The sequence below is a fragment of the Sediminibacillus dalangtanensis genome, from assembly GCF_017792025.1.
In the GTDB taxonomy this organism is placed as follows: domain Bacteria; phylum Bacillota; class Bacilli; order Bacillales; family Amphibacillaceae; genus Sediminibacillus; species Sediminibacillus dalangtanensis.
Genome location: NZ_CP046956.1, coordinates 2,727,575 through 2,750,282 on the forward strand (window position 1 = coordinate 2,727,575; position 22,708 = coordinate 2,750,282).

Here is a 22,708-nt window from a genome sequence, read left to right on the forward strand (position 1 = left end):
TCTGGCAGGAGTCATTTTATATTGGAAAATTTTGGAGGTATCTGCATGATTTATCTTTTTGTCGGGATAGCTGGATCACTTGGTGCCATGTTACGGTATGGAATCGGACTGGCTTTTTACCAGGCCGATGCCGCATTCCCAATTTCTACTTTACTCATCAATTTAGCGGGAAGTTTTCTGCTAGCATGGCTGACAGGATTTGTTTTCACTAAAGCAAACCTTTCGACCGCCGTTCAATCGGCTATTGGCACAGGGTTTGTCGGCTCTTTTACCACTTTTTCTACATTAAGTGTCGAAACAGTTGATTTGTTCCATGATGAAAGGCTGCTGCTCGCCATTCTATATGTATTGACCAGCATAATCGGCGGCCTTACAATGAGCAAGCTGGGATATCAGACGGTAGTGAGGGATGAATCGAGATGAGCGAAATAGTATTTATCTTAGTAGGAATTGGCGGGTTTGTTGGTGCGATCGCCCGCTTTGCCATCAGTCAACTTGTAAAACGCAACTTTCGATTTACCATTCCGGCTGCGACCGTGTTTGTTAATGTTGCTGGTTCTTTTTTGCTCGGTTTATTGAACGGTTTGCATGTCGGTGAATATATCCTTCTTCTGGCGGGAACCGGCTTTTGCGGTGCCTTCACTACTTTTTCCACGTTCAAGCTGGAAGCAGTCCAACTTCACCTCCGCGAACAAAAAAGAGCATTTATTTTCTATACTATTTTTACTTATGCAGGCGGTATCGCTCTTGCTTTTGTCGGCTATCAGCTCGGTATGTTGTTCCATTAAACCAAACAGCAGCCCGGATCAGCCAGGCTGCTGTTATTTTAAACAGATTTCAACGCTTTTCCGGCAAGCATTTGAATGACCATATCATCCATTGGCGGATTATGAAGTCCCGCTCTCACATTGCGATAATAGCGTTCAAAGTTGTACTGTTTCGACAAACCTCTGCCACCAGCAATCCGTAGTGCCAAATCCACTACTTCATTGGACGCATTGGTTACGGATGTTTTGACTGCTGCAAGCTCTGCACCAAGCTGTTCTCTCGACTCAGGTGATTCATCCCATTTGCGTGCGACCGCGTACATGAAATAATGTGCTTGTAATAATTTCAAATCCATCTCGCCGATTTTTTGCTTGATATGCGATACTTCGGAAATGGGCGTATTTAAGCTGTTTGGCTGATAATTTTTAGCGAAGGTGACAGCATCGTTGCGTGCGGCCACTGCGATCCCCAGATAACATGCCGGGATGTGAAGCAGCCAGCCCTTCGGTTTGGAGGGTTTTCCTTGATTCACTTCAACCAAAGCCTGTTCAGGCAACCTTACCTCCTTGAGGACCAGGTCATCACTGCCCGTTCCCCGCATCGCCATGGTGTCCCAGGTATGTTCAACCTCGACTCCTGGTGTACCACGCGGGATTAAAAAAGAGCCGACTGCTTCTTTTTCTTCTACATAAGCAGTTACGAGATAGTAGTCGAGTACGCTGGCCATGGTGGTAAACGTTTTTCTTCCATTGACAATGTAATGATCATCCTGCCTGATTGCTTTTGTTTCGGGTATGCCCCCACGAGTGGGACTTCCGGTGGCCGGCTCGGATGCAGCTCGATTGACAACCAGCTTTTTTTCTCCGAGTTCACGGGCAAAAGCTTCAAACTGATCCTGTCGCCATAGCTGTTGTTCACTGAGTTCCATTACCACTCCCATATGCCAGCCAATGGACAACGCTGCAGATCCGTCTCCTTCCGCCAATTTCTCCTGCATCATCAGCAATTCACTCAAATTGATTTGTTTTCCGCCAAACTTTTCTGGAAGCGGAAGCGTTACATATCCTTCTTCTTTTAAATCCTGTAGGTTTTCCGGCGAAAACTGAGCCGACTGTTCTGTTTCTTCCGTTCTTTGTTTTAGTTTTGCTGCCAAACGGTCAGCTGTCTCCAGCAGCTCCTGCTGTCGTTGATTTTCAACGAATGCCTTTAAGAAATACGACACCATTATCACTCCTGTCCTTCATTTCCATTTCTTCTTCTATATTACATAAGGAATTTCTTAAATGACAAGTTTTCAACTTGGATTACTTGTGTTTCTTATCCTCATAAATTAATCCACATCACCAAACCTTCAGCTTTCAGCATGCCTTTAGCTTTGGTATAGTTAACAAGGATAGCCGGAAAAAGGAGGAGGACCAATTATGCAGACGCTTAAACAGGAAAGTCCTTTTTATTTAGCAGGGCTGATCATTCTCACCTTAGGGATTGGTTTAACCATTCAATCGCACTTAGGAACATCTCCATTCGATGCCTTGCTGGTCGGATTGTATCGCACCTTCGGACTGACAATCGGCTCCTGGGAGATTGTTGTGGGTTTTTCCATGATTGTGGGAAATGCCTTAGCCAAAAAGAGCCGTCCCGAATTTAGTGCCTTGATTACTTCCTTTATTACCGGTGTAGGTATTGATGGCTGGGTATTTTTATTAAATGACAGGATAGAGCCGGAAAAATTGGTCGGACAGTCGGTTTGTTTCACTGCAGGGTTGTTATTCACGGCTGTTGGAGTGGCGACCTATCTTCAATCAAGAATCGCACCTAATCCTATGGACCGCTCCATGATTGTGATTACGGAAATCACCGGATGGAGCGTCACCTATTCAAGAGCTTTGATAAGTATCATTCTGGTTCTTTTAGCTTTTCTGTGCAGCGGGGCAATTGGTCCAGGCACCTTGATTAATGCCCTATTCAGCGGCGTTTTGATAAGCATTCTGCTCCCCTATATTAAAACGCTAAAGCATAAGGTAAGTATGGGAAAACATACTGCCCCTCATTGCTGAAGAAACAGAGCTCACAGAGGTATCTGGATAAAAATCCGTGCTGAATAAACAAGCGCAGTCCATTTGTCATTTAATTGACTATGGGCTGCGCTTGTTGTTTTTCAATGCTTTTAGCAAAGCAGATTGAAAAACCGAAAGATTCTATTTGGTATAACAGATGTTCTTTTTTTAAACAATGGGTCTTTGCATTACACTTTAAAACGTCCAATCAATCCATTTAAATTATCAGCCAGCCTGGAGAGTTCTGTCGACCTGTCTGCGATTTCTTCCATCGAACTGCTTGTTTGCTGAATGGAAGCAGAAGTTTCTTCGATGCCTGCTGCCGATTCTTCTGAAACAGCAGCAATATCTTCAATTGACTGGCTCATTTGCCCGCTTGTTTCCACGATACTGTTCAGGTTTCCAGTTATGACCGTGACACTGTCGACCATTTCATTTATGGAATGATTGATGCCGTCAAATGTTTGTCCGGTTGATTTGATTTGCGCTGTCCCGTTTTCCACTTCTTGATATCCGCCTTGAAGGGCTTCGGCGACAGAACCGGATTCTGCTTGTATGCTAGTGACGATACCAGTAATATCTGTTACCGAAGCAGATACCTGTTCAGCAAGTTTTCTTACTTCATCGGCCACTACTGCGAAGCCTTTTCCTTGCTCACCTGCACGCGCTGCCTCGATAGCGGCATTTAATGCAAGCAAATTGGTTTGCTCCGCGATATCTTTTATGACTCCAACCAGTTTTGATATTTCTTTTGACTGGTTGTCCAATCCTTTTACTTTTTCCACGGCATTTTTGACAATGGTATCAATTTGGCTCATTTGTGCAATGGAAGAATGCATCTTATGGCTGCCTTCCTCCGTCAGCTTCAGGACACCTCCGGATTTCTCATGAATCGTATTCCCGCTTTCATGCGCTTCCTTAATTTTATCCGTGAAACCGGCCATTGATGCAGCCAAATCTGTCGTGGTATTAGCCTGCGATTCCGAGCCTGAAGAAAGCTCTTCCATCGTGACTGCCACTTGGTTGCTTCCTTCTTTTACTTCATTTGCCGATTGACTCAATTCTTCACTTTGTCCAGAAACGGTCGTTGAAACCGAGGTGATTTCTGTCACCAATTCCCGCATATTTTCGTTCATTTGGTTGACTGCTATTACTAGCTGCCCGACTTCATCCCGGGAATGAACTTTCAGAGGTTCACGGCTCAAATCACCTTCCGCAACCAGTTTCATCCGTTTCATCACCCGAGATACGGGATTGGTGATCATACGCGCAGTTATAACTGCTATCAAGATACCAACCACAGCAACAAGGATGGAAATGGCTACACTGGTAATCTGTGTTGTTTTCCCTGAAGAAACCAGACCGTCTCCGACTGTTTTGATTTCCGCTTCCCTTTGCACAGCCATATCATTGAAACCTTCCATCAATTCCCCAGCCAGCGGTTTAACCTGCAAGGATAAATTAGAAATCGCCTGGTCTTCATCGCCGTCCTTATATACGGCAAATACTTGTTCCCGGACCGTCGTTTCCCATTCGTCCCCTTTGGCGACCAATTGTTTCACTTGCTCATTATCGCTTAAAGCTAAAATCGTTTTTTCCATCTGCTCAAGCTCTTCGGCATATCGATCAAATTGTTCCAGATAGTCCGGATCCCCATAGATCACATATCCTCTAGTCAACGCAATCATTTCTGCAATATGGAAAGCAGCCCGTTCATCTGCGATTAGTAAAGGGAGCTGTTCCGCGACTATCGACTCGGTATCTTGGTTTACCTTCTCTTGTGATAAATAATTATAAAGTCCGAATCCGATTACTAGTAAAATAACTACTGAGAAGCCCGCCAAAATCTTTGTTCTTAACCGTTTAAATTGAAATAGTTTCATTGCTTCACCTTCTCCCTTTGAATTAGGCCAAAAGCTGTTTTACAGTCACGGCACTAGTAAGCATATTTTCCCGCTGCATCAATCCTTTCTTTTCCATATTTCCAACTGCAAGACTTCTTCATGCTTTATGGATGGATCAACAAAGCGATCTCCATCTTGCCAATGGTTTCAAAGATCAACTCGACCTGTAGGGCTTGATGAAAGTTTCCAAGTACCTTATGCCCATCCGAAGTAACCAAAGGAGAAGTAATGTCTGTTTCCAATCCCTTTTCATAAATACCAGTTGACATGCTGCCGGCAATCATATTGCCGAGCTCACCCGAAAAGGAGTGGAGCATCTCTCCTTCCAGCGGCATGCCGAACATTGCTTCACCAATCGATCCAAATAAACCATCGTTGGCTTTCAAAACCAAAGTACCTTCGACATCTCCCGTTACCTCGATTACTACGCCGAAAGGAATCGTCAAAGATTCTTTTAGTACTTTTGCTTTGCCTATTTCTGCTTCCAACGGAATGACAGCTTGAATAGACTTTAATGTTTCATTGTATAATTCTTTTACAACTCGATTCTTTTCACTTGTTACGATGATAACCACTCCCCATTTTCGGAATATTCTAACAAAAATAGTCATAAAAAGTGGCTATTCCCGTTCTCTGAATAGCCATAGACTAGTTGAAAAGATATCGGCAGCCAGGCGATCATAGCCTCGGAGGCTTTAGACCCTAAGCTTTGCGTCCCCTTTTTTCAAAGAGTTTGCCCTTTTCGTTCGTTCTTTTTGACTAAGTATAAAGTATTAGTTGGTTTGCATTCATTATAATATATTTTCGACATAATTCAACATATTTTTGTGTAATTAGTAAATAAATTGTATCCTTTCCATTGTTGTGGTAATTTCCCCATCTTAATGAAAAAGCCCAAGTGCTGAATCAGAGGCAGTAAAACAAATTGAATGTGATTTTTTCCTCTTCCTGTTTCACCTCATCGACGGAATGAATAATAGTAATCAAAATTGCCGCTCATTTAGGATCGTTGGAACTGAAAAGGGTAATATCACAGAGCGAATAAAAAACACCGGAATCCTTTTGGAAGTCCGGTGTTTATGTGATTATTCCATACTGCTAGCAACTTCGTTTACCATTTCCGACACGGAAATCAATCCTCCGCCGGATAGGTACCAATAATCTGGATTCAGATAAACAATATTCTCTTCTTTATATGCTTTTGTATCTTGTACTAGTTTGTTATCCAATGTTTTTTCGGCAGAGGATTCACCGCCTACTACTTTATTCCGATCCACGACAAATAAATAGTCCGGATCTTTTTCTACTAAGTATTCAAAAGATATATTTTGTCCATGTGTGGAAGCTTCGATGTTTTCATCAACTGCCGGAAATCCAAATACATCATGAATCACGCCAAAACGGGAACCAGGACCGTAAGCATTGATGCTGCCATCGTTGGTAAGGATGATTAAACTATTTTTCCCGCTTGCGGAAGCTTTTTCATTCAAGTCGGAAATTTGCTCGTCGATTGTAGCCAGTTCTTCTTCCACTTCAGACTCTTTACCGAAAATTTCTCCCAGTACTGTTGCGTTTTCTTTAAAAGAATCCATATACCTGGTCGTGTCGACACCAAGATGGATGGTAGGTGCCAGCTCGTTCAAATCCTCATATGCTTCGGCAGTACGGCCAGAAATGATGATTAGATCAGGATCGATCTCGCTTAACTTTTCGAAATCCGGTTCGAAAAGGGTACCGGCGTTTTCATACTCCTCACTATCATAATCAGCTAGGTAAGAAGGGAGATTTTCCTTTGGTACGGCTGTTACATCGACATCAAGTTTTTTCAATGTATCGAGTGATCCAAAGTCAAATACCACTACCTTTTCTGGATGGACAGGTACCTCGGTCTTGCCTAATTCATGCTCGACCGTAACGGTCTCCTGTTCCCCGTTATCTGAAGCAGCCGCAGCATCATCACTGGATGAATCCTGACTTCCGCATGCTGCTGTAAACACAGCTAATATAAGAATGGAAATTAGCACTGCTAATCTTTTTGTCATAACCTTTCACCTCTTGTTAAAATATGTTTTTAATAGACAGGATAAAGCATTGCTCGTCTTCCTCGCACTGTCGTCCTGCTTTCCTTTCGACATCATGGAACAGTTATTACTTGGGGCCCACTGTCAGAATGCCATTCAGGACTGCAGTTGGCAGTGCTACCGAAAAGTCACTATACTATCCTGTCATTTGATGCACAGTGTTAAGAAAAATACAAACAAATCCTGCATTGATCGATATCCTGGATATCGATATCCATATCATACACTTCTTTCAAGACCGCCTTGTCAATAATCTCATTTGTCGGTCCCTTGTTCACAATCTTTCCGTCTTTTAATGCCACAATATAATCAGAATAAACAGAAGCAAAGTTTACATCATGAATGACGAGGATGACCGTTTTTCCAAGATCATTGACCAGCCTGCGCAAGACTTTCATGATTTGCACGGAATGCTTCATATCAAGATTGTTCAGCGGCTCGTCGAGCAAAATATATTCTGTATCCTGTGCAATGACCATGGCGATATATGCCCGCTGCTGCTGTCCTCCACTTAACTGATCGAGGAATTTGTCTTGAATGTCCTGTAACTCCATATAGGCAATTGCTTCATCGACGAATCGCTTGTCTTCTTTGCTTAATTTTCCCTGGGAATAAGGGAAGCGGCCAAAGCTGACCAGTTCTTTTACAGTAAGCCGGATACTTATATGGTTGGACTGACGCAAAATCGATATTTTCTTGGCCAGCTCTTTGTTTTTACTTTCACTCACTTCCTGGCCATCTATCAAAATTTCACCATGGTCTTTCGCTATTAAACGGCTGACCATCGACAACAGGGTGCTTTTACCGGCCCCGTTTGGACCGATAAAAGAAGTAATTTTTCCTCGTGGTATATTCATTGATACATTATCCACTACATTTTTCATTCCATATTGCTTGGAAACCTCTTTTACAACTACCATGCTTTACTCTCCTTTAATAAAAGATAGATAAAGTAAACACCACCGACAAAATTGACGATTACACTCAAGGTCGTGGAAAAGCTAAACACTCGTTCAACGATCAGCTGTCCGCCGACAAGGGCGACAATGCTAATTAAAACAGACCCAAGAATCAGGTAGCGATGGCGATAGGTTTTCAAGAATTCGTGGGCCACATTTGCCACCAACAGGCCAAGAAAGGTTATCGGGCCGACCAGTGCCGTGGATATCGACACCAGAATTGCAATGATGACCAGCATCCGTTTGACCACATAATCGTAATCAACACCCAAATTGATTGCCTGTTCCTTTCCTAGTGCCATCACATCCAGATACTTGGAAAAACGCCAAAAATAAATCGCTATCAGCAACACCAGCACAAATGAAATGGTAAGCAAGTCGGTATTTACATTGTTGAAACTGGCAAACATTTTATTCTGGACGATCATAAATTCATTTGGATCGATCAGAACCTGCATGAAAGTCGACAGGCTCTCAAAAAAGGTACCAAAAATCAGTCCGACCAAAAGGAGAAAGTAAATATTCTTGCCACTCTGTTTAAAAAGCAGCTTATAAAGCACTCCGGCAAACAAGACCATCATGCCGACAGAAAGAATGAAATTGAAATTTTTATTTAAAACCATCATGCTATTAGATCCAAATACAAAAATGATAAACGTTTGAATCAGTAAGTAGAGCGAATCCAAACCGATAATGCTCGGAGTGAGAATCCGATTGTTGGTGATGGTTTGAAAAATGATAGTTGAAAATGCGATTACTCCGCCTGTAAGCACGATAGCCAAAATCTTCGTTGTCCTTCTTGGCAATATGTAGTCCCAATTGCTGCCTGCGCTTCCGAACAGGAAGATGAGCACCAGGACAGCAGACATCACTGTAAGGATGATTAGTTTTGTTCGATTACTCATATGCTTTTCTCCTCAATACCAGGTATAGAAAAATCCCGCTGCCGATTACGCCGACGGTGACACCGATGGCAATTTCATAGGGATAAATGATCACCCTGCCGATCACATCACAGGCAAGAACAAATACGGCACCTAGTAAAGCAGTATGAGTAAGGCTTTTTTTCAGATGGTCTCCCTGATAAATAGTAACGATATTCGGAATGATCAAACCCAGAAAAGGAATCATTCCGACAGTCAGAACGACTACCGTAGTTACCAGTGCGACTATCACCAAACCGATATTGACAACTTGTTTATGGTTCAACCCCAAGTTGGTTGAAAACTCCTCGCCCATACCGGCTATCGTAAAGCGATTGGCGTAAAGGTAAGCAATAGCCAGCAATGGAATACTGATAAACAATATTTCGTATCTCCCCTGCATAATCAAGGCGAAATTGCCTTGCAGCCAGGATGACATGTTTTGAATCAAATCCTCTTTATATGCAAAAAAAGTAGTGATCGAGCTGACAATATTGCCGAACATCAATCCAACGAGTGGAATGAAGATGGCATCTTTGAATTTTACCTTGTCGAGAATTTTCATAAAAATAAAGGTTCCCAACAAAGCAAAGAAAAAAGCAACCATCATCTTTTGCAATGGTCCTGCTGAAGAAAACAGCATCAACGACATCAGAATGCCGAACCTGGCCGAATCAATAGTTCCAGCCGTAGTAGGAGAGACAAATTTGTTTCTGCTCAGCTGCTGCATAATCAAACCGCATATGCTCATTCCCATTCCGGCAATCAATATACTGATAAGCCTTGGTATCCTGCTCACCCACAAAATCTCCAGCTGGTCTCCTGTGAGATGAAATATATCGGAAGGTGACAAGCTTGTCACTCCGATGAATAATGACGCGAAAGATAATACGAGTAATGCCAGTGCCAAATAACGTAACTTCATAAATAAATCCTTCACTTTCCGTCTGCTCAAAAATAAACTCGGTACCCAATCAATAATGAGATTCATTATCAATTAGCTACCCTTATATTATCATGTAATTTTCATCTGTCAACGGACTAGCGAAAAATATCAGATTTTTTAGGTGGATTAAGCAAGAAACCATGCTGATTCTTTAAGGAATCACTGGAATGGTTCCTTCCTACATGAAAAGAAAAATCGAGTCTGTTTCCTGCAGCTCTCTTGATCGATAGACCACCCGACTCGATTCAAAAGCGTTGACAGCTATACCTTGTGTAGACCGATAAAAAAACCGCCTGCAAATCATGCAGCCGGATAATAGGATGTATGGGGTTTTTTATAGGCTCTTTTCTCAGAAGTTTTAACAGTATTGGATATAAAATGTGAACTAACTCTCCTGCGGTTCCTGTTCCTGCCTCTTCCTATCCTTTGCAGGTTGAGTGCTAATTCCACATTATCCAAACCTCACCATCTTTACGAAAACAGCCTTTCTATACTAGACTCCCAGCAATACGGCCAAGCGTTCTTTATCAAATCCCATGACAACTTCTTGTTCATCGTCTTCTTGGATAACTGTCACCGGAGTAGCACTTGCCCCCAAGGCCATCACTTCATTCATATATTGAGAATCACTGCGAATATCTCTGTCTTCAAATGCGATTCCGTTATGTTTCAGCCACTCTTTTTCCGCTTGACAAGGACTGCAGGTCTCTTGGCTATAAATGATCACTTGTTTCGCCATCTTGTCATCCCTCCTTTTCTCTGTTATTACTATACCCAAAACAGAAAGTGTTTTAAAGAAAGCAATCTTTTCAGTCCTTCTCAATCAGCCAAAGCTTTTCCTGTTTGCTTTTTACTTGGACAAATAATAACAAGCTTCTTTCCTTAGCTTGGAAACAAAACACGGCCATAGGATTGTCTGGATAATGGAATATCGCCAGAAAGTCTGGTAAAATCTCTAGACAAGAAGGCTTGAAAGGGGGAATATAAATGAAACTAGTATCGATAGAGCCTACTCCCAGCCCACATTCGATGAAAATCAATGTCGATGAGGAATTACCTGCAGGGCAAAACCATAACTATAAACAAGGAGATGACTTACGTTCTGCTCCTGATTATATTCAAGCACTATTTGACATAGAAGGTGTAAAGGGCATTTATCGTGTCGCAGATTTTCTTGCTTTAGAACGCCATCCCAAATATGCATGGGAAACAATACTCCCGGCGGCAAGACAGGTTTTTGGTGAAGAACAAGGGGAAGCAGTCGGCAATTCGGGAGTCGGCCAGATTCCTGTAGATGCTTTTGGCGAAGTGAAAGTATTCATCCAAATGTTCCGTGGATTACCGATGCAAGTAAAACTGGAGGACGGCGAGCAAGAACAGCGATTTGGACTGCCACAGCGGTTTTTAGATGCAGCAATGGAAGCATCCTCTGCCTCCCCTAACATGGTAATGGAACGGAAATGGGTCGAACAAAGTCCGCGGTATGGCCCGCTAGAAGAAATCGGAGAAACGGTGGTCGATGAAATAACGGCAAGTTACGATGATGGACGTCTCAAAAAATTGGTCAAGCTTGCTTTTCAGAATGAAACAGAGCAGAAAGGCACAGCAAAGGAGCGGCCAAGTCTCGAAATGCTGGACGACTCTGACTGGAAAAACCGCTATGCAGCATTGGACAGATTAGTGGAACCTGATAAGGAAGATCTTCCTTTTTTGGCTAAAGCACTAAAAGATGATAAAGCGTCGATCAGGCGTTTAGCCACAGCTTATTTAGGGATGATAGAAGATCCCGACGTTTTGCCTTACTTGTATCAAGCACTTCAAGATAAAGTCGTTACAGTCCGCCGCACGGCAGGCGATTGTATCTCAGATCTTGGTTTCAAACAAGCAATGCCACAAATGACTGAATCGCTGAAAGACAAAAATCGTCTTGTGCGTTGGCGTGCCGCCATGTTTTTATACGAGGTAGGGGATGAAAACGCGATTCCTGCCTTGGAAGCAGCCAGCAACGACCCAGAGTTCGAAGTGAGAATGCAGGTAAACCTTGCACTCGAGCGAATCAAAGGCGGCGAAGAAGCAAAAGGGTCGGTATGGAGCCAGATGACTGAAGCAACCCAAAAAAAGACCGATTGAGGAGGAAAACGGATGAATGCATATGAACAATATATGAAAGAAATTTCTCAGCCAATGAGAACGGAATTGACGGAAGCTGGATTTAAGGAATTGACTTCTACGGAGGCAGTCGATGAATTTATTCATTCAGCAGAAGGTACTTCTCTCGTCGTAGTTAACTCGGTCTGCGGCTGTGCAGCAGGACTTGCAAGACCTGCGGTAAGAGAATCTTTGAATAACAGTAAAAAGCCAGATAACCTGGTGACCGTGTTCGCCGGACAAGACCGGGAAGCTACTTCACGCATGCGTGAATATTTTGTTGGGATTGAACCGTCCTCCCCATCCATGGCAATTATGAAAGATGGAAAAGTACTCCACTTTATTCCGCGGGAAGAGATTGAAGATCATGAAGTGGAAGAAATCGTATCAAACCTTACCCAAGCTTATAACGAACACTGTTAACGAAAACAAAACGGCAGCTCCTTTAACGATTAGGAACTGCCGTTCTGTCTTTCTCCGGATTACGCATTTATGCTTTTCTACTAAAAATACTGGCTTTTCTCTGCAATATTTTCTCCATTTAAGCGGAATGCTCAAAACTGATGGACGACGTTATATTCTCTGCCCGCATCGGAAAAAGTTGAGAACCGTCCGACTCGGCTGCGGAGTAATCTTCACTTACTCGTTTAACTCGTCATCCTCTCATCAGCCCTTCCATCATAGTGGATAACACCAGGGAAAGGCAATAAAGCACCCCTGGATTTACCGTTTGTTTTTTATTTGTTTTTCTGCCATTTCAATCATTTCTTTTACCATATTGCCGCCAATCTTTCCGCCGATTTTTCCGGCATCTTTCGCTTTGATATCTCCATTGGAGCCTTGTTTTAAATCAATCCCTTGTTCTTCGGCTGTTTCGTACTTGGCATTGTCCGCATTTTGCGAATTGGATACTTTCGCCTTAAGTCTGTCCAAGCCTTCCCTGGCTTCAGGAACAAGGATTTTATTCCTTCTTGCCATCTGCGCTTTCTCCTTCCGTCAATTTCTTTTATTGGAAATGTCTTTTCCATGATGGTTTTTTAAATTGCCGTTGTCGTCTACTTCATCAATCGCCCCATCGATCGTACCCTCTGTATAATCGTCAGAAACTTGCTCATGGGTTACTGCCATCCCTTTGGATAATTGATCATTTTTTTGATAATCTGATGGGTCATACATTTTCTCAGCTACCTTTTCCGCATTCTTATTCATAGCTTTTCGATTGTTCGCCATTCTAATTTCCTCCTATCATTTTTCTACAAATGGGCAATTATCTCGTCCAACTCCGATAACAATTGCTTTGCCTCCTGTTGGTTCAACAGAATGGGGATTTGATCATTCACCGTAATCGTGCAGCTCTCCTGCCTGTTATTCTGCCTGGACAAATAATGATGCAGTTGTTCTAACTGCCGGTTGGACAGGATAGACTGCGTTTGCAGGTTTTTGACCCGGCGTAAGTAGAATAACTCATCGTCATCTGAAAATTCACCACTAAATAAAACACCGTCAAAGTGATTCACTGGATTACTCCTTTTTCTTTCTTTTTTCTTCTGTTAGTATGCAGCATTTTCAACAGAATCATGCTATCTGGTTTAAGAAAAAGCGAGGATACTGGACTAGACATCGTCAAATCTTGATTTTGGATAATGAGACTGAAAAGCATCGTACCCAAAACAAAAACCGAAGGATAATTCGTACTCCTTCGGTTTTTCTTTTCTAATTTTTATTAACCTGGATTTAGCTTAGCAAAAAGTACTTCGTTCTAACTTGCTTTACATTTGGTGTAAAGATTCACTCCACTCCGACAAGGTAGTTTGCTTTCCGCGGGCACGGCTTCATAACTTGTAAAGAAAGCACTTTACAAAGCTGTGCTCTCCCTCAGGATTCGCACGTGCCTTGCCTCCGTTGATTTGAGACACTTCAATTAGAGTGAAACTTTACCTTTTGCATGCTTCCCTACATCACAACACGTTTGATCCACTTCCGGAAAAACAACAATCCGATACCTGCCATTACAATGATCCAAAGATAGGAAAAACTGGACTGTTTATCGGTATGATCGGCTGCTGCTTTTTTGTTTTTCTCAGCCTCTTGTTTCTCCTTGTCCCCTTCTAGTACAAAAGAAGTGTCCAGTGACTCTTTATCCTGGTTAATGGCCAAGGTTCCTTGATCATCAACCGAAAGTTCTGCATCCTGCCCCTTCATTTTTGAATAAACGATATCGCTGCCAGTGCGATACGTAGTACCATTGTCACTGGTGAATTTCGTTCCTTCCGGGACGGTGACTGTTTCGAAATGATCAAAACCGAAGTCAAGCAGCACTTCAGCATCTTGATAAGCCCAAGCCTGTGATTCTGCTTTTAACGTTACGGCAATCAAACGGAGATCGCTACGCTTAGCGGTGGTAATCAACGTATGCCCTGATTCATCCACGTAACCGGTTTTGCCTCCGGTAATCCCTTCATAGGGATTTTCACGTATCATTTTATGATGATGATAAAGTGTTGTCGACCAGGCTTCGCCTTCCCATTTCAATTTTTTGGTTCTGAAGATTTCCCTGAAAGTGGAATTTTTCATGGCGTATTGGGTTGTTTTTGCCAAGTCGGAAGCCGTAGTAGTATGATTTTCATTGAACAAACCATGGGCATTGGTGAAATGTGTGTTGCGTACACCGACCACAGCCTGTAAATAGCTGTTTAAATCCTCTGCGAATAGTTCGGATGTCCCTCCTAGATGTTCTGCAATTGCTACTCCCGCGTCATTGCCTGAATTGATCAGCATTCCCTGAATCAACTTTTTTAAAGGTACCTGCTCTCCTTCCTCCAGGTATACCCTCGTTCCTTCTACAGCACGCGCTTTCGCACTGACAGTTACCATTTCATCCATATCTGCGGTCTCAATTGCATAAATGGCCGTGGCTACTTTGGTAAGACTGGCGGGATACATCGATTTTTCCGCATTTTTTTCGTAAAGTACTTGCCCGGTATCCGCATCGATCAGTATGCCGGATTCGCTCAACAATTCTTGTTCCAAATCTGCCGCTTCGACGTTTGATGGTAGTAGAAAATGGGTAAAAATAGTAAGTAGTAAAAGACAAAGCTGTTTCAAAATAGCACCCCGCTCGCTAAACATAAAATCATTCAAAAAGAGGAATTTTTCCCTTGCGCCAAAAGCCGGCCGAAAATGTATACCTAACTTAGTTATCCTACGGCAACATTTGACAGTATACTTCTTATCGTTTGCTGATAGTCAACAAGCAGCAATAAAAAGAGAACTCTCCATAACGGAAAGTCCTCTATGTTAACTTTTCATTTAACCGTTCAGTTCATGACCCGGACAACATGGCCTTTAAAATGTTTTTTCCAGTAGCCGCTGGTCATATTAGCTACCGCAACTCCGGTAGAACTTTGAGAACCGATGAAGTTTCCGCCACCGATGTAAATACCGACATGTCCATCTTTTTTGTATGTATCAAAGAAAACCAAGTCTCCAGGTTTCATATTACTAGCTGATACTTTGCTTCCCGCACCTGTTAAAGCACCCGTGCTTGCAGGTACACTGACGCCAGCTTGGGAGAAAGCCCAACTCACAAACCCGGAACAGTCGAAACGACCATTTGCAATGTCAGAGGCCGTTCTGCCTCCACCAAATACATAAACCGAGTTACCGATATATTTATACCCTGCTGAAATAACAGTGCTGACATTTCCGCTCGCTCCAGTAGCTTTTGGACTGGAAGAAGCTGCCGAAGATTTACCGGAAGATTTTGATGCATCATCACGGGACTGCTCGACGCTCATCGCCTGAACCTGTGCTTCCTGCTTCTCGCGCTGTTCGATATCTTCCTGAATTTGCTGTACTTGAGAAGCCAGCTGCTGGTCTTTTTCCTGTAACGATGCTTTTTCATCACGAGTAGCTTTTTCTTTTTCCTTCAGTTCCGCTTTCAGTTGATCATTTTGTTCCTTTTGCTCTAGGATTTGAGCCTGCATACCTTCTAATTCTGTTTTCATGTCATTTAATTCAGCCAGTTTGTCATCCATATCCTGGCGCTTTGTTTCCAATTTTTCTTTATCAGCTTCATGCTGTTCCAGAAGATCCGCATCGGAATCCATCACTTTCGATACAAGGTTCACTCGGTCAATAAAATCACCAAAGTTTTTCGAACCAAGAATGACTTCCATGTAGCTGACCGTTCCGCCATTTTTTTGTAACGTCTTTGCACGCTCTTTCAAAATATCGAATCGTTTTTCCATTGTTTCTTCAAGCTCGGCAATTTCAGCTTCCAGTTTTTCAATGTCCTGTTTGGTCTGCTTGATTTCTGTTTTTGTATCTTTGATTTTCTGTTCGTTGTCTTTAATTGCCTGCTCTACGCGCTTGATTTGTTCGTTTAATTGCTCCAGTTCTGCCAGTACTGCTTCAATTTCTGCTTGTTTCGCATCGATATCAGCCTGTATTTCCGACCGTTCGCTTTGTACTTGTTGTTTTTCGTCCTCAAGGCTTGTTTCTGCAGAAACCGCCGGTGCTGCGATCACGCTTCCAAAACAAATCATTACGGCAGTGTTAATCCCGATCCACTTTCTCGTAAGCATGCTATTCCCCCTAGTACCTTGTTAACATTTAATAGTTTTTTATGTATGAACTCTCTCGTAGTAATTGTTCTCTATTTTTTCGTAAATCTATCGGTTGCAGTTAGTAGTATATCACTACAAAATGACAGAAATATTATCTCAATATTACAATTGTGTATCAATTACAGGTAAAAAGTAACAAAAATCGCCATGAAAGCTGTTTGATTGTGTAACACTATTGAATTGGTTATGCTGTATTTCCCGATTAATCGCCGTTTACAGCGGGTAAATATGATAAGACCTCTTTTGTCATTCTTGTTGCTGGTAACTCGAATAAAGGCAAAAGTGGTTTTCTCCATTTTTTTACAAAAAAACAATAATCTATTCCTACTGTCAATGCAAACAGAACAACCAACCCCCCCCCGCGGGAAAATAGTCCGCTTTGACAAGCGGTATGAATTCAATTGTTTGTCGAATGGCTGAAGCGTTAATCGGAAAAAGTAACAGTAATTTCGAAACAGAAGAAAGAAGGGGTAATGATGAAAGCAGTTATCATTGATCAATATGGCTCTGCAGAGCAATTACATGAAGCCGAAGTGGAAAAACCGGAGATAGAATCCGGGCAAGTATTAGTTGAAATGCATGCCACCTCTGTCAATCCAATCGATTGGAAGCTGAGAGAGGGATATTTAAAAGAAATGCTGCCGTTTGAATTCCCGATTATTTTAGGGTGGGATGCTGCAGGAATTGTTAAAGAAATTGGTTCTGACGTATCCGGATTCCAGCCTGGTGACCGTGTATTTGCCAGACCGGCCACGACCCGGAATGGCACGTATGCAGAATACGCAGCGATCGACGAAAAATTGTTGGCGAAAATACCTGAAAATATAAGCTTTGAGGAAGCTGCTGCTGTTCCATTGGCTGGCCTTACTGCTTGGCAGTGTCTCGTAGACTTTGCTGAAATAAAAGAAGGCGATAAAGTTCTGATTCACGCAGGTTCAGGCGGGGTCGGCAGCTTTGGCATCCAAATCGCCAAAAGCTTTGGGGCTTATGTTGCCTCTACAGCCAGTGGAAAGAATGAAGACTTTCTGAAAGTGTTAGGTGTCGACCGGTTTATCAATTACCAGGAAGAAGATTTCGCAGATGCACTTGAGGATTATGATATCGTCGTCGACACTTTAGGCGGTGATATTCAGAAAAAAAGCTTTGATATCCTGAAAGAAGGCGGAAAGCTCGTTTCGGTTGTCGGCGAACCAGATAAAGAACTCGCCAGTAAAAAGCAAATCAAATCGGGATCCTTATGGCTTAATCCTGATGGCAATCAGCTTGCAGAGCTCGGAAAATTGATGAAGGATGGCAAATTGGACGCCACCATCGGGCGAACATTTCCTCTAACGACAGAAGGTGTTCGAGAGGCACATAAACTAAGTGAGACAAACCATGCCCGGGGGAAAATCGTGATAAAAATAAGATAAAGCAGTAATAAGTGGATTCGACTAGAAGTCCAAAATTGAAAGACACGCAGCAAACGTTCATCTTACGCTGCGTGTTTTTTGCGTCTCAGAAGGATACTATAGTATGATGATGAAATGCTTCTTATGGAGAGGGCCACATGAAAGCCTCTCCTATTCAGAACCCTTCACTCCGTCAATTTTTCAATGGCGATGGTTTGAAGGCGGTTTTCTTCTACTTGCAGGATTTCAAATTGCAAGTTTTGTAAATAAATGATATCCCCTTCCTCAGGAAAACGTCCGAATTCACGTAACAAAAAACCGGATAAAATATCCTCTTCTTCCGGAATATTCGTTCGAAACATCTCATTCAACCGGTGAAGGGATATTTTTCCGTTACATACGATTCTGTTTTCCGCAAATTCCTCAATCAGGAGTTCCTCGTTATCATCTGTTTCATCTTTAATTTCCTGTCCGATCATCGCTTCGATAATATCTTCATTGCTCAATATCCCGCTAGTTCCGCCGTACTCGTCCAGGACGATTGCCATATGCTTCCGCTCTTTCAGCATTAATTTGAACACCTTCTCGATTGAGTAAAACTCAAAAACGTACAATGGTTCTCTATCCATGAATTCCTCTAATGGCTTGTCCTGTTCCAGCGACCAGGCCAGCAGTTGTTTAGCATGGAATACACCGATGATGTTATCCATATTGTTCTGGTAGACAGGATAGCGGGTATGGTTGCTATTCATGACAAGAGAAAGGGCAGCTTCATAATCGGCTTCAGCTGGAATGCCATCAATCTCCATTCGCGGTGTTTTTAACGCGTCCCTCACATCAAGACGTTGAAAATCGATGACTCCTTTTATCCGCTGCTTTTCTTCACTAGCAAACGTCCCCTCCGCAGTGGCAATATCGACCATAGTGATAAATTCTTCTTTTGAGATGGATACTTTATCTGGATCTTCACTGGATACAAGCCGAATAACAAGCCTGGTTAACTTATTCAATAAATAAGTTAGAGGTCTGGTAATCAACATCAATAAACGGATTACAGGAAACACTATATAAGAAACTTTCTCTGCAAATGCAGCGGCAATCGATTTTGGCAATACCTCCGCAAAAACGATCAACACGAAAGTCAAAATACCCGTCGCCATTCCCACATTAAATCCATATTCGATAGCGACCATGGTTACAAGCGTGGGTAGCATAATATTGGATATATTGTTACCAATCAGAATGGCTGTGATCAATTCGTCAGGCTTCTGAATCATCTTCAATAATATTTGTGACCGCTTGTCCCCTTTTTCTGATTTGGACTTCACTCTCATTTTGTTTACTGCAGTCAAAGCAGTCTCACTGCCTGACAGAAAAAAAGATACAAGTAAAAAGAAAACAATGGCGAAAAACACGTTTCACCCTCCATTTTTCCATCTTGATTGATAGAGTTCCCTAATACGTAGCATTTAAGCCGCAAATCGGCAACGGGGAACGAACGGCAGCGCAGTTAACTCCCACCGCCACTTCCATTCCCCCTGGCCATACTAAATAAACAGCAACAAACTTAATGCCATGACAGCCATGCCGCCGATCAGTCCATAAATGGAAAGATGGGCTTCATCATACTTTTTGGAAGCTGGAAGCAGTTCATCAAGTGAAATAAACACCATGATTCCAGCGACCGCGGCAAAGATCATGCCAAACATCACATCATTCAAAAATGGCATGAGAAGGAAGTAGGCAGCAACAGCGCCAACCGGCTCAGACAACCCGGACAAGAAGGACAGTTTGAAAGCTTTTCGCTTATCCCCCGTGGAGAAATAAACAGGAACCGAAACAGCAATCCCTTCCGGAATATTATGAATCGCAATAGCGACAGCTATCGCAAGACCGAGTGCGGGGTCCTGCAAAGCCGATGTGAAAGTGGCAATCCCTTCCGGAAAGTTGTGGATTCCGATTGCCAGTGCGGTAAACGTACCCATTTTCAATAATGCCGGATCACTGACAGACCTTTTTGTCTTGGACATATCCTCCACTTTCTTTACTTCATGAGGATTCCCCTGCTTCGGAATCACCTTATCGATCAGTGCAATCAACAACATTCCGGCAAAAAAACCGATAACCGTAAACCAGTGCCCCGGTCCGTTGCCAAGTGCTCCAACAAGGGCATCCTGGGCTTTCACAAAAATTTCGATCATGGAGACATAAATCATGACCCCGGCCGAGAAGCCGAGTGAAAAAGATAAAAACTTTGTATTGGTAGTGGAAGTGAAGAAGGCCAGCAAACTCCCGATACCAGTGGCCAGACCTGCCATTAAAGTGAGGGCGAAAGCAAGCATTACATTTTCCAAAGCACATCTTCTCCTCTGCTCACAAGATAGCCATCAAGTGGGATTAGTATATGTTCATCCGCCGATATCTTTACAGGAAATCTTCCTGTAACAAGTATATTCCCATTGGGCGGATAAATTTGTCTCTGGAAAAATAGTATGCAGTAAGAACACAAAATGTCCATCACAGAGCTCATCTATCTGACTATTTATAACCGACTAACGTAACGACGAAATTTTTATACAGTAAAAAGGTAAAGGTAACACATTTACCTTTACCTTTTTAAGGTTAGATACTTTGATCGATACATTCTATTAAACGTTTCTCGATATCTGCCGCAAATTCTTTAAGCGAACGATCGGTGATCATTTCAATTAAGGCAGTTGGTCTGGGTAAACCGATTTTAACTTTTCCCTCATCTTCATATACAACAATTTTACAAGGCAAAAAGTAGCCAGCCATCAGATTTTGCGTTAATACTCTTTCTGCCTCTTCAGGATTACAAACCTCAAGTACCAAGTATGGTTGATGAAAGTCTAATCCCTTTTCTTGCAGCTTAGATTGTATATCAAATTGCCATAGCACTCCAAATTGTTCATTTTTCAAGTTATTTGTTAAAGATTCAACCGCCTCTTCCAATGATTTATTCGTCACTACTGTATAATGAAACATCTAAACTCCTCCTTCAATTCTTTATCAGTATTTTGGGGACGTTCAGCGTGTTTTCCAACTATTCTTTGCAGGTTAATTCAAATACATACACATACGGGTAAGTGTATGTTCAAACCTAAAAAATAACTGGTGATAAATATAATAAAAAGGCTAACCAATCTTCAGATTAACCTGTTAAAAGAAACTAATTAAGTGTATTATCTACTTTTCACAAGTAAATTTACCGCTTCTTTTATTAAGTCTTCGGAGCTTTCGCCAGCTTCTTGTTCCTCACGAATGCATCGCTCCAGGTTGGTACTTACAATAAGCGCGGCTGTTTTATCCAGAGCACTTCTTACAGCTGACATTTGCGTAACGACGTCTCTGCAATCCTTTTGTTCCTCCATCATTCGTACTAGGCCTCTAACTTGCCCTTCAATCCTTTTCATTCTATTTTTCATTTGAGCATTGTACTCCATAACCGTACTCCTCCTTCTTCTTTTTACCAGCTAAGAAATAGCCGACTACCCGAAAACCTTTCTTTCTTAAAAACCTTATACTCAAATAGCTCTCCGTTCGATCGGAATTAATTACAATCAAATCTTTATCTATAGGCTAAATTGTCATAATGGCGTTTCAATTTGGGAAGTGGTATACAAAAATTATTTCCTTCCATTTTATCTTTTGACGAGGTTTGGTAATCCCTTGTATCTAAAAATATCACACCTGATTTGCTATTTAAATCATTTGTTCGTTTTCTCATTCTTTGACTCCCGACACAGGGATATATCTTTGATAGGGAATCAGAAAAACGAGTATGAAAATGATTGATCCCCCCCCCACTCCTTCATTCAAATGCGATTGTTATCTCTTTTCGATTATAATATCCGTTTTAAAGAATCTCCATCCATACCTTCACTGCAGTTCCTGCTATCAACAATGCCAGGATCATTTGCAACACTTTCGTATTTGTTTTTTTAGCTGCCTTTGCTCCCAAAGGCGAAGCAATTAAACTAGCAACAACCATAATTGCAGCGGCAAAGTACTCTACTTGCCCTGTAGAAACTTTCCCTATCATTGCTCCAATGGACGATAAAAAAGTGATAGCTAATGAAGATGCGATAGTCATTCTTGTGGGGATTTTCAAAACGCCCAACATAATCGGCACCAAAAGAAATGCACCGCCAGCACCCACTATACCAGCACCAATTCCAACTAAAAAAGCTAGAAATGCCGCTAGACCCTTGTTGAAAGTCACTTGTTCCAGAGGAATCTCCTCATTTCTCTTTTTCGGAAGGAACATCATGATAACTGCAATAATTGCCAATACTCCATAAACGACATTGATACTATTTTCTGCTAGATGGGTCGAGCCGAATCCACCAATAAAACTTCCGATTAAAATACTAACCCCCATGTAACCAATCAAAGAGATATTCAACATTCCGCCTTTCCGATAGGCCCACACACCGCCGATCGTTGCAAAAAACACTCGGATGGCAGTAATTCCAGAAACTTCATGGGCACTGAACTCGGCCACTCCCAAGGCAGCAGGAATATACAATAGCATGGGAAAGTTTATAATAGATCCGCCGATACCAAGCATTCCTGAAAAAAACGAACCTACAAAACCCAAGAAGAAAATCGTAACAATAACAAAAAAATCCATGGTCGAGCCTCCTTATAAGAAAAGCGCAAGCGCCTTGGTCACCCCCGACAAGCTTAAGCGAATCCTCGAAGTGGCGATCTTTTGCCACACAGAGACTTCGTTTAATACCTCGAGGGGGTAGGCGCTGAAGCTAGACAAGAAAAGCGCAAGCGCTGTTTAAAGGATTACAGGCTAAATCCGCCACCTCTTGTGGCAACGCCTGCATGACCCACTTCGTGTGGGCCTCCGAAAAGCTTAAGTCCTCGAAGT

At 42.3% G+C, this 22,708-nt stretch carries 25 protein-coding genes and 1 riboswitch; of the genes, 6 read left to right on the forward strand and 19 right to left on the reverse strand.

What is annotated here, in order from left to right:
• The first annotated feature begins 45 nt into the window (after nt 1-45).
• Nucleotides 46-423, forward strand: a complete 378-nt coding sequence (gene crcB, locus ERJ70_RS13710) for a fluoride efflux transporter CrcB (protein WP_209365385.1) — start codon at nt 46-48, stop codon at nt 421-423.
• Nucleotides 420-788, forward strand: a complete 369-nt coding sequence (locus ERJ70_RS13715) for a fluoride efflux transporter FluC (RefSeq protein ID WP_209365386.1) — start codon at nt 420-422, stop codon at nt 786-788. Before crcB ends, ERJ70_RS13715 begins: the two co-directional genes overlap by 4 nt.
• 38 nt (nt 789-826) lie before the next feature.
• Here the strand turns inward: ERJ70_RS13715 and ERJ70_RS13720 are convergent, their stop codons facing one another.
• A complete protein-coding gene (locus tag ERJ70_RS13720) occupies nt 827-1,993 on the reverse strand; it encodes an acyl-CoA dehydrogenase family protein (protein WP_209365387.1) in 1,167 nt (388 codons plus the stop codon).
• Nucleotides 1,994-2,189: 196 nt separating this feature from the next.
• On the opposite strand from ERJ70_RS13720, the gene ERJ70_RS13725 reads away from it, so the two are divergent.
• Nucleotides 2,190-2,825, forward strand: a complete 636-nt coding sequence (locus tag ERJ70_RS13725; RefSeq protein WP_209365388.1) for a YczE/YyaS/YitT family protein — start codon at nt 2,190-2,192, stop codon at nt 2,823-2,825.
• A 188-nt stretch (nt 2,826-3,013) separates the two neighbouring features.
• Here the strand turns inward: ERJ70_RS13725 and ERJ70_RS13730 are convergent, their stop codons facing one another.
• The 7 genes from ERJ70_RS13730 to ERJ70_RS13760 all read right to left on the reverse strand — a co-directional run bounded on the left by ERJ70_RS13730 (nt 3,014) and on the right by ERJ70_RS13760 (nt 10,377).
• Entirely contained in the window at nt 3,014-4,708 is a 1,695-nt protein-coding gene (locus ERJ70_RS13730; RefSeq protein ID WP_209365389.1) for a methyl-accepting chemotaxis protein, read from the reverse strand.
• Nucleotides 4,709-4,833: 125 nt separating this feature from the next.
• The gene (locus tag ERJ70_RS13735; RefSeq protein WP_209365390.1) at nt 4,834-5,340 is read right to left on the reverse strand and encodes a chemotaxis protein CheX; all 507 of its coding nucleotides are present in this window, start codon (nt 5,338-5,340) and stop codon (nt 4,834-4,836) included.
• A gap of 51 nt (nt 5,341-5,391) precedes the next feature.
• Nucleotides 5,392-5,477, reverse strand: a riboswitch (cyclic di-GMP riboswitch).
• Between the two features lie 337 nt (nt 5,478-5,814).
• Entirely contained in the window at nt 5,815-6,771 is a 957-nt protein-coding gene (locus ERJ70_RS13740) for a siderophore ABC transporter substrate-binding protein (protein WP_209365391.1), read from the reverse strand.
• Nucleotides 6,772-6,971: 200 nt separating this feature from the next.
• On the reverse strand, nt 6,972-7,730 hold the full coding sequence (locus tag ERJ70_RS13745; protein WP_209365392.1) for an iron ABC transporter ATP-binding protein: 759 nt from the start codon (nt 7,728-7,730) through the stop codon (nt 6,972-6,974).
• Complete coding sequence (locus tag ERJ70_RS13750; protein WP_374099817.1) at nt 7,724-8,638, reverse strand: iron chelate uptake ABC transporter family permease subunit; 915 nt, start codon at nt 8,636-8,638, stop codon at nt 7,724-7,726. The genes ERJ70_RS13745 and ERJ70_RS13750 overlap by 7 nt, the downstream gene beginning before the upstream one ends.
• A 28-nt stretch (nt 8,639-8,666) precedes the next feature.
• Complete coding sequence (locus ERJ70_RS13755) at nt 8,667-9,617, reverse strand: ABC transporter permease (protein WP_209365394.1); 951 nt, start codon at nt 9,615-9,617, stop codon at nt 8,667-8,669.
• A 514-nt stretch (nt 9,618-10,131) separates the two neighbouring features.
• Nucleotides 10,132-10,377 carry a glutaredoxin domain-containing protein gene (locus ERJ70_RS13760; RefSeq protein WP_209365395.1) on the reverse strand — a complete coding sequence of 82 codons (246 nt, stop codon included), beginning with the start codon at nt 10,375-10,377 and terminating at the stop codon, nt 10,132-10,134.
• 248 nt (nt 10,378-10,625) lie between these two features.
• On the opposite strand from ERJ70_RS13760, the gene ERJ70_RS13765 reads away from it, so the two are divergent.
• Entirely contained in the window at nt 10,626-11,768 is a 1,143-nt protein-coding gene (locus ERJ70_RS13765; protein WP_209365396.1) for a conserved virulence factor C family protein, read from the forward strand.
• A 12-nt stretch (nt 11,769-11,780) separates the two neighbouring features.
• The gene (locus tag ERJ70_RS13770) at nt 11,781-12,209 is read left to right on the forward strand and encodes a BrxA/BrxB family bacilliredoxin (RefSeq protein ID WP_209365397.1); all 429 of its coding nucleotides are present in this window, start codon (nt 11,781-11,783) and stop codon (nt 12,207-12,209) included.
• 300 nt (nt 12,210-12,509) lie between these two features.
• Here ERJ70_RS13770 and ERJ70_RS13775 read toward each other — a convergent pair whose 3' ends face one another.
• The 5 genes from ERJ70_RS13775 to ERJ70_RS13795 form a co-directional block, all read right to left on the reverse strand.
• Nucleotides 12,510-12,764 carry an alpha/beta-type small acid-soluble spore protein gene (locus ERJ70_RS13775; RefSeq protein WP_209365398.1) on the reverse strand — a complete coding sequence of 85 codons (255 nt, stop codon included), beginning with the start codon at nt 12,762-12,764 and terminating at the stop codon, nt 12,510-12,512.
• 18 nt (nt 12,765-12,782) lie between these two features.
• A complete protein-coding gene (locus ERJ70_RS13780) occupies nt 12,783-13,016 on the reverse strand; it encodes a YozQ family protein (RefSeq protein WP_209365399.1) in 234 nt (77 codons plus the stop codon).
• A gap of 23 nt (nt 13,017-13,039) precedes the next feature.
• On the reverse strand, nt 13,040-13,303 hold the full coding sequence (locus ERJ70_RS13785) for a hypothetical protein (RefSeq protein ID WP_209365400.1): 264 nt from the start codon (nt 13,301-13,303) through the stop codon (nt 13,040-13,042).
• 436 nt (nt 13,304-13,739) lie between these two features.
• Nucleotides 13,740-14,891 carry a D-alanyl-D-alanine carboxypeptidase family protein gene (locus ERJ70_RS13790; protein WP_245207980.1) on the reverse strand — a complete coding sequence of 384 codons (1,152 nt, stop codon included), beginning with the start codon at nt 14,889-14,891 and terminating at the stop codon, nt 13,740-13,742.
• 212 nt (nt 14,892-15,103) lie between these two features.
• Complete coding sequence (locus ERJ70_RS13795) at nt 15,104-16,372, reverse strand: coiled-coil domain-containing protein (protein WP_209365401.1); 1,269 nt, start codon at nt 16,370-16,372, stop codon at nt 15,104-15,106.
• A 518-nt stretch (nt 16,373-16,890) separates the two neighbouring features.
• On the opposite strand from ERJ70_RS13795, the gene ERJ70_RS13800 reads away from it, so the two are divergent.
• The gene (locus tag ERJ70_RS13800; protein WP_209369385.1) at nt 16,891-17,826 is read left to right on the forward strand and encodes an NADP-dependent oxidoreductase; all 936 of its coding nucleotides are present in this window, start codon (nt 16,891-16,893) and stop codon (nt 17,824-17,826) included.
• A gap of 164 nt (nt 17,827-17,990) precedes the next feature.
• Here the strand turns inward: ERJ70_RS13800 and ERJ70_RS13805 are convergent, their stop codons facing one another.
• The 6 genes from ERJ70_RS13805 to ERJ70_RS13830 form a co-directional block, all read right to left on the reverse strand.
• A complete protein-coding gene (locus tag ERJ70_RS13805; protein ID WP_209365402.1) occupies nt 17,991-19,220 on the reverse strand; it encodes a hemolysin family protein in 1,230 nt (409 codons plus the stop codon).
• Nucleotides 19,221-19,352: 132 nt separating this feature from the next.
• Complete coding sequence (gene zupT / locus ERJ70_RS13810; RefSeq protein ID WP_209369387.1) at nt 19,353-20,147, reverse strand: zinc transporter ZupT; 795 nt, start codon at nt 20,145-20,147, stop codon at nt 19,353-19,355.
• A gap of 280 nt (nt 20,148-20,427) precedes the next feature.
• Entirely contained in the window at nt 20,428-20,811 is a 384-nt protein-coding gene (locus tag ERJ70_RS13815; protein ID WP_209365403.1) for a DUF302 domain-containing protein, read from the reverse strand.
• 197 nt (nt 20,812-21,008) lie between these two features.
• Nucleotides 21,009-21,269 (reverse strand): metal-sensitive transcriptional regulator, encoded by a 261-nt coding sequence (locus ERJ70_RS13820; protein ID WP_209365404.1) that lies wholly within the window; start codon nt 21,267-21,269, stop codon nt 21,009-21,011.
• A gap of 125 nt (nt 21,270-21,394) precedes the next feature.
• A complete protein-coding gene (locus ERJ70_RS13825) occupies nt 21,395-21,553 on the reverse strand; it encodes a hypothetical protein (RefSeq protein WP_209365405.1) in 159 nt (52 codons plus the stop codon).
• A 129-nt stretch (nt 21,554-21,682) separates the two neighbouring features.
• Nucleotides 21,683-22,459, reverse strand: a complete 777-nt coding sequence (locus ERJ70_RS13830) for a sulfite exporter TauE/SafE family protein (RefSeq protein ID WP_209365406.1) — start codon at nt 22,457-22,459, stop codon at nt 21,683-21,685.
• Nucleotides 22,460-22,708: the final 249 nt, after the last annotated feature.

Bases quoted from the DNA above. Each gene is read 5' to 3' on its own strand.
- ERJ70_RS13735 (WP_209365390.1), bottom strand. From the start codon at position 5,340: ATGACTATTTTTGTTAGAATATTCCGAAAATGGGGAGTGGTTATCATC.
- ERJ70_RS13830 (WP_209365406.1), bottom strand. From the start codon at position 22,459: ATGGATTTTTTTGTTATTGTTACGATTTTCTTCTTGGGTTTTGTAGGT.
- ERJ70_RS13815 (WP_209365403.1), bottom strand. From the start codon at position 20,811: ATGTTTCATTATACAGTAGTGACGAATAAATCATTGGAAGAGGCGGTT.
- ERJ70_RS13770 (WP_209365397.1), top strand. From the start codon at position 11,781: ATGAATGCATATGAACAATATATGAAAGAAATTTCTCAGCCAATGAGA.
- ERJ70_RS13720 (WP_209365387.1), bottom strand. From the start codon at position 1,993: ATGGTGTCGTATTTCTTAAAGGCATTCGTTGAAAATCAACGACAGCAG.
- ERJ70_RS13820 (WP_209365404.1), bottom strand. From the start codon at position 21,269: ATGGAGTACAATGCTCAAATGAAAAATAGAATGAAAAGGATTGAAGGG.
- ERJ70_RS13755 (WP_209365394.1), bottom strand. From the start codon at position 9,617: ATGAAGTTACGTTATTTGGCACTGGCATTACTCGTATTATCTTTCGCG.
- crcB (WP_209365385.1), top strand. From the start codon at position 46: ATGATTTATCTTTTTGTCGGGATAGCTGGATCACTTGGTGCCATGTTA.
- zupT (WP_209369387.1), bottom strand. From the start codon at position 20,147: ATGCTTGCTTTCGCCCTCACTTTAATGGCAGGTCTGGCCACTGGTATC.
- ERJ70_RS13760 (WP_209365395.1), bottom strand. From the start codon at position 10,377: ATGGCGAAACAAGTGATCATTTATAGCCAAGAGACCTGCAGTCCTTGT.
- ERJ70_RS13750 (WP_374099817.1), bottom strand. From the start codon at position 8,638: ATGTCTGCTGTCCTGGTGCTCATCTTCCTGTTCGGAAGCGCAGGCAGC.
- ERJ70_RS13715 (WP_209365386.1), top strand. From the start codon at position 420: ATGAGCGAAATAGTATTTATCTTAGTAGGAATTGGCGGGTTTGTTGGT.
- ERJ70_RS13825 (WP_209365405.1), bottom strand. From the start codon at position 21,553: ATGAGAAAACGAACAAATGATTTAAATAGCAAATCAGGTGTGATATTT.
- ERJ70_RS13725 (WP_209365388.1), top strand. From the start codon at position 2,190: ATGCAGACGCTTAAACAGGAAAGTCCTTTTTATTTAGCAGGGCTGATC.
- ERJ70_RS13795 (WP_209365401.1), bottom strand. From the start codon at position 16,372: ATGCTTACGAGAAAGTGGATCGGGATTAACACTGCCGTAATGATTTGT.
- ERJ70_RS13800 (WP_209369385.1), top strand. From the start codon at position 16,891: ATGAAAGCAGTTATCATTGATCAATATGGCTCTGCAGAGCAATTACAT.
- ERJ70_RS13745 (WP_209365392.1), bottom strand. From the start codon at position 7,730: ATGGTAGTTGTAAAAGAGGTTTCCAAGCAATATGGAATGAAAAATGTA.
- ERJ70_RS13775 (WP_209365398.1), bottom strand. From the start codon at position 12,764: ATGGCAAGAAGGAATAAAATCCTTGTTCCTGAAGCCAGGGAAGGCTTG.
- ERJ70_RS13780 (WP_209365399.1), bottom strand. From the start codon at position 13,016: ATGGCGAACAATCGAAAAGCTATGAATAAGAATGCGGAAAAGGTAGCT.
- ERJ70_RS13730 (WP_209365389.1), bottom strand. From the start codon at position 4,708: ATGAAACTATTTCAATTTAAACGGTTAAGAACAAAGATTTTGGCGGGC.
- ERJ70_RS13740 (WP_209365391.1), bottom strand. From the start codon at position 6,771: ATGACAAAAAGATTAGCAGTGCTAATTTCCATTCTTATATTAGCTGTG.
- ERJ70_RS13765 (WP_209365396.1), top strand. From the start codon at position 10,626: ATGAAACTAGTATCGATAGAGCCTACTCCCAGCCCACATTCGATGAAA.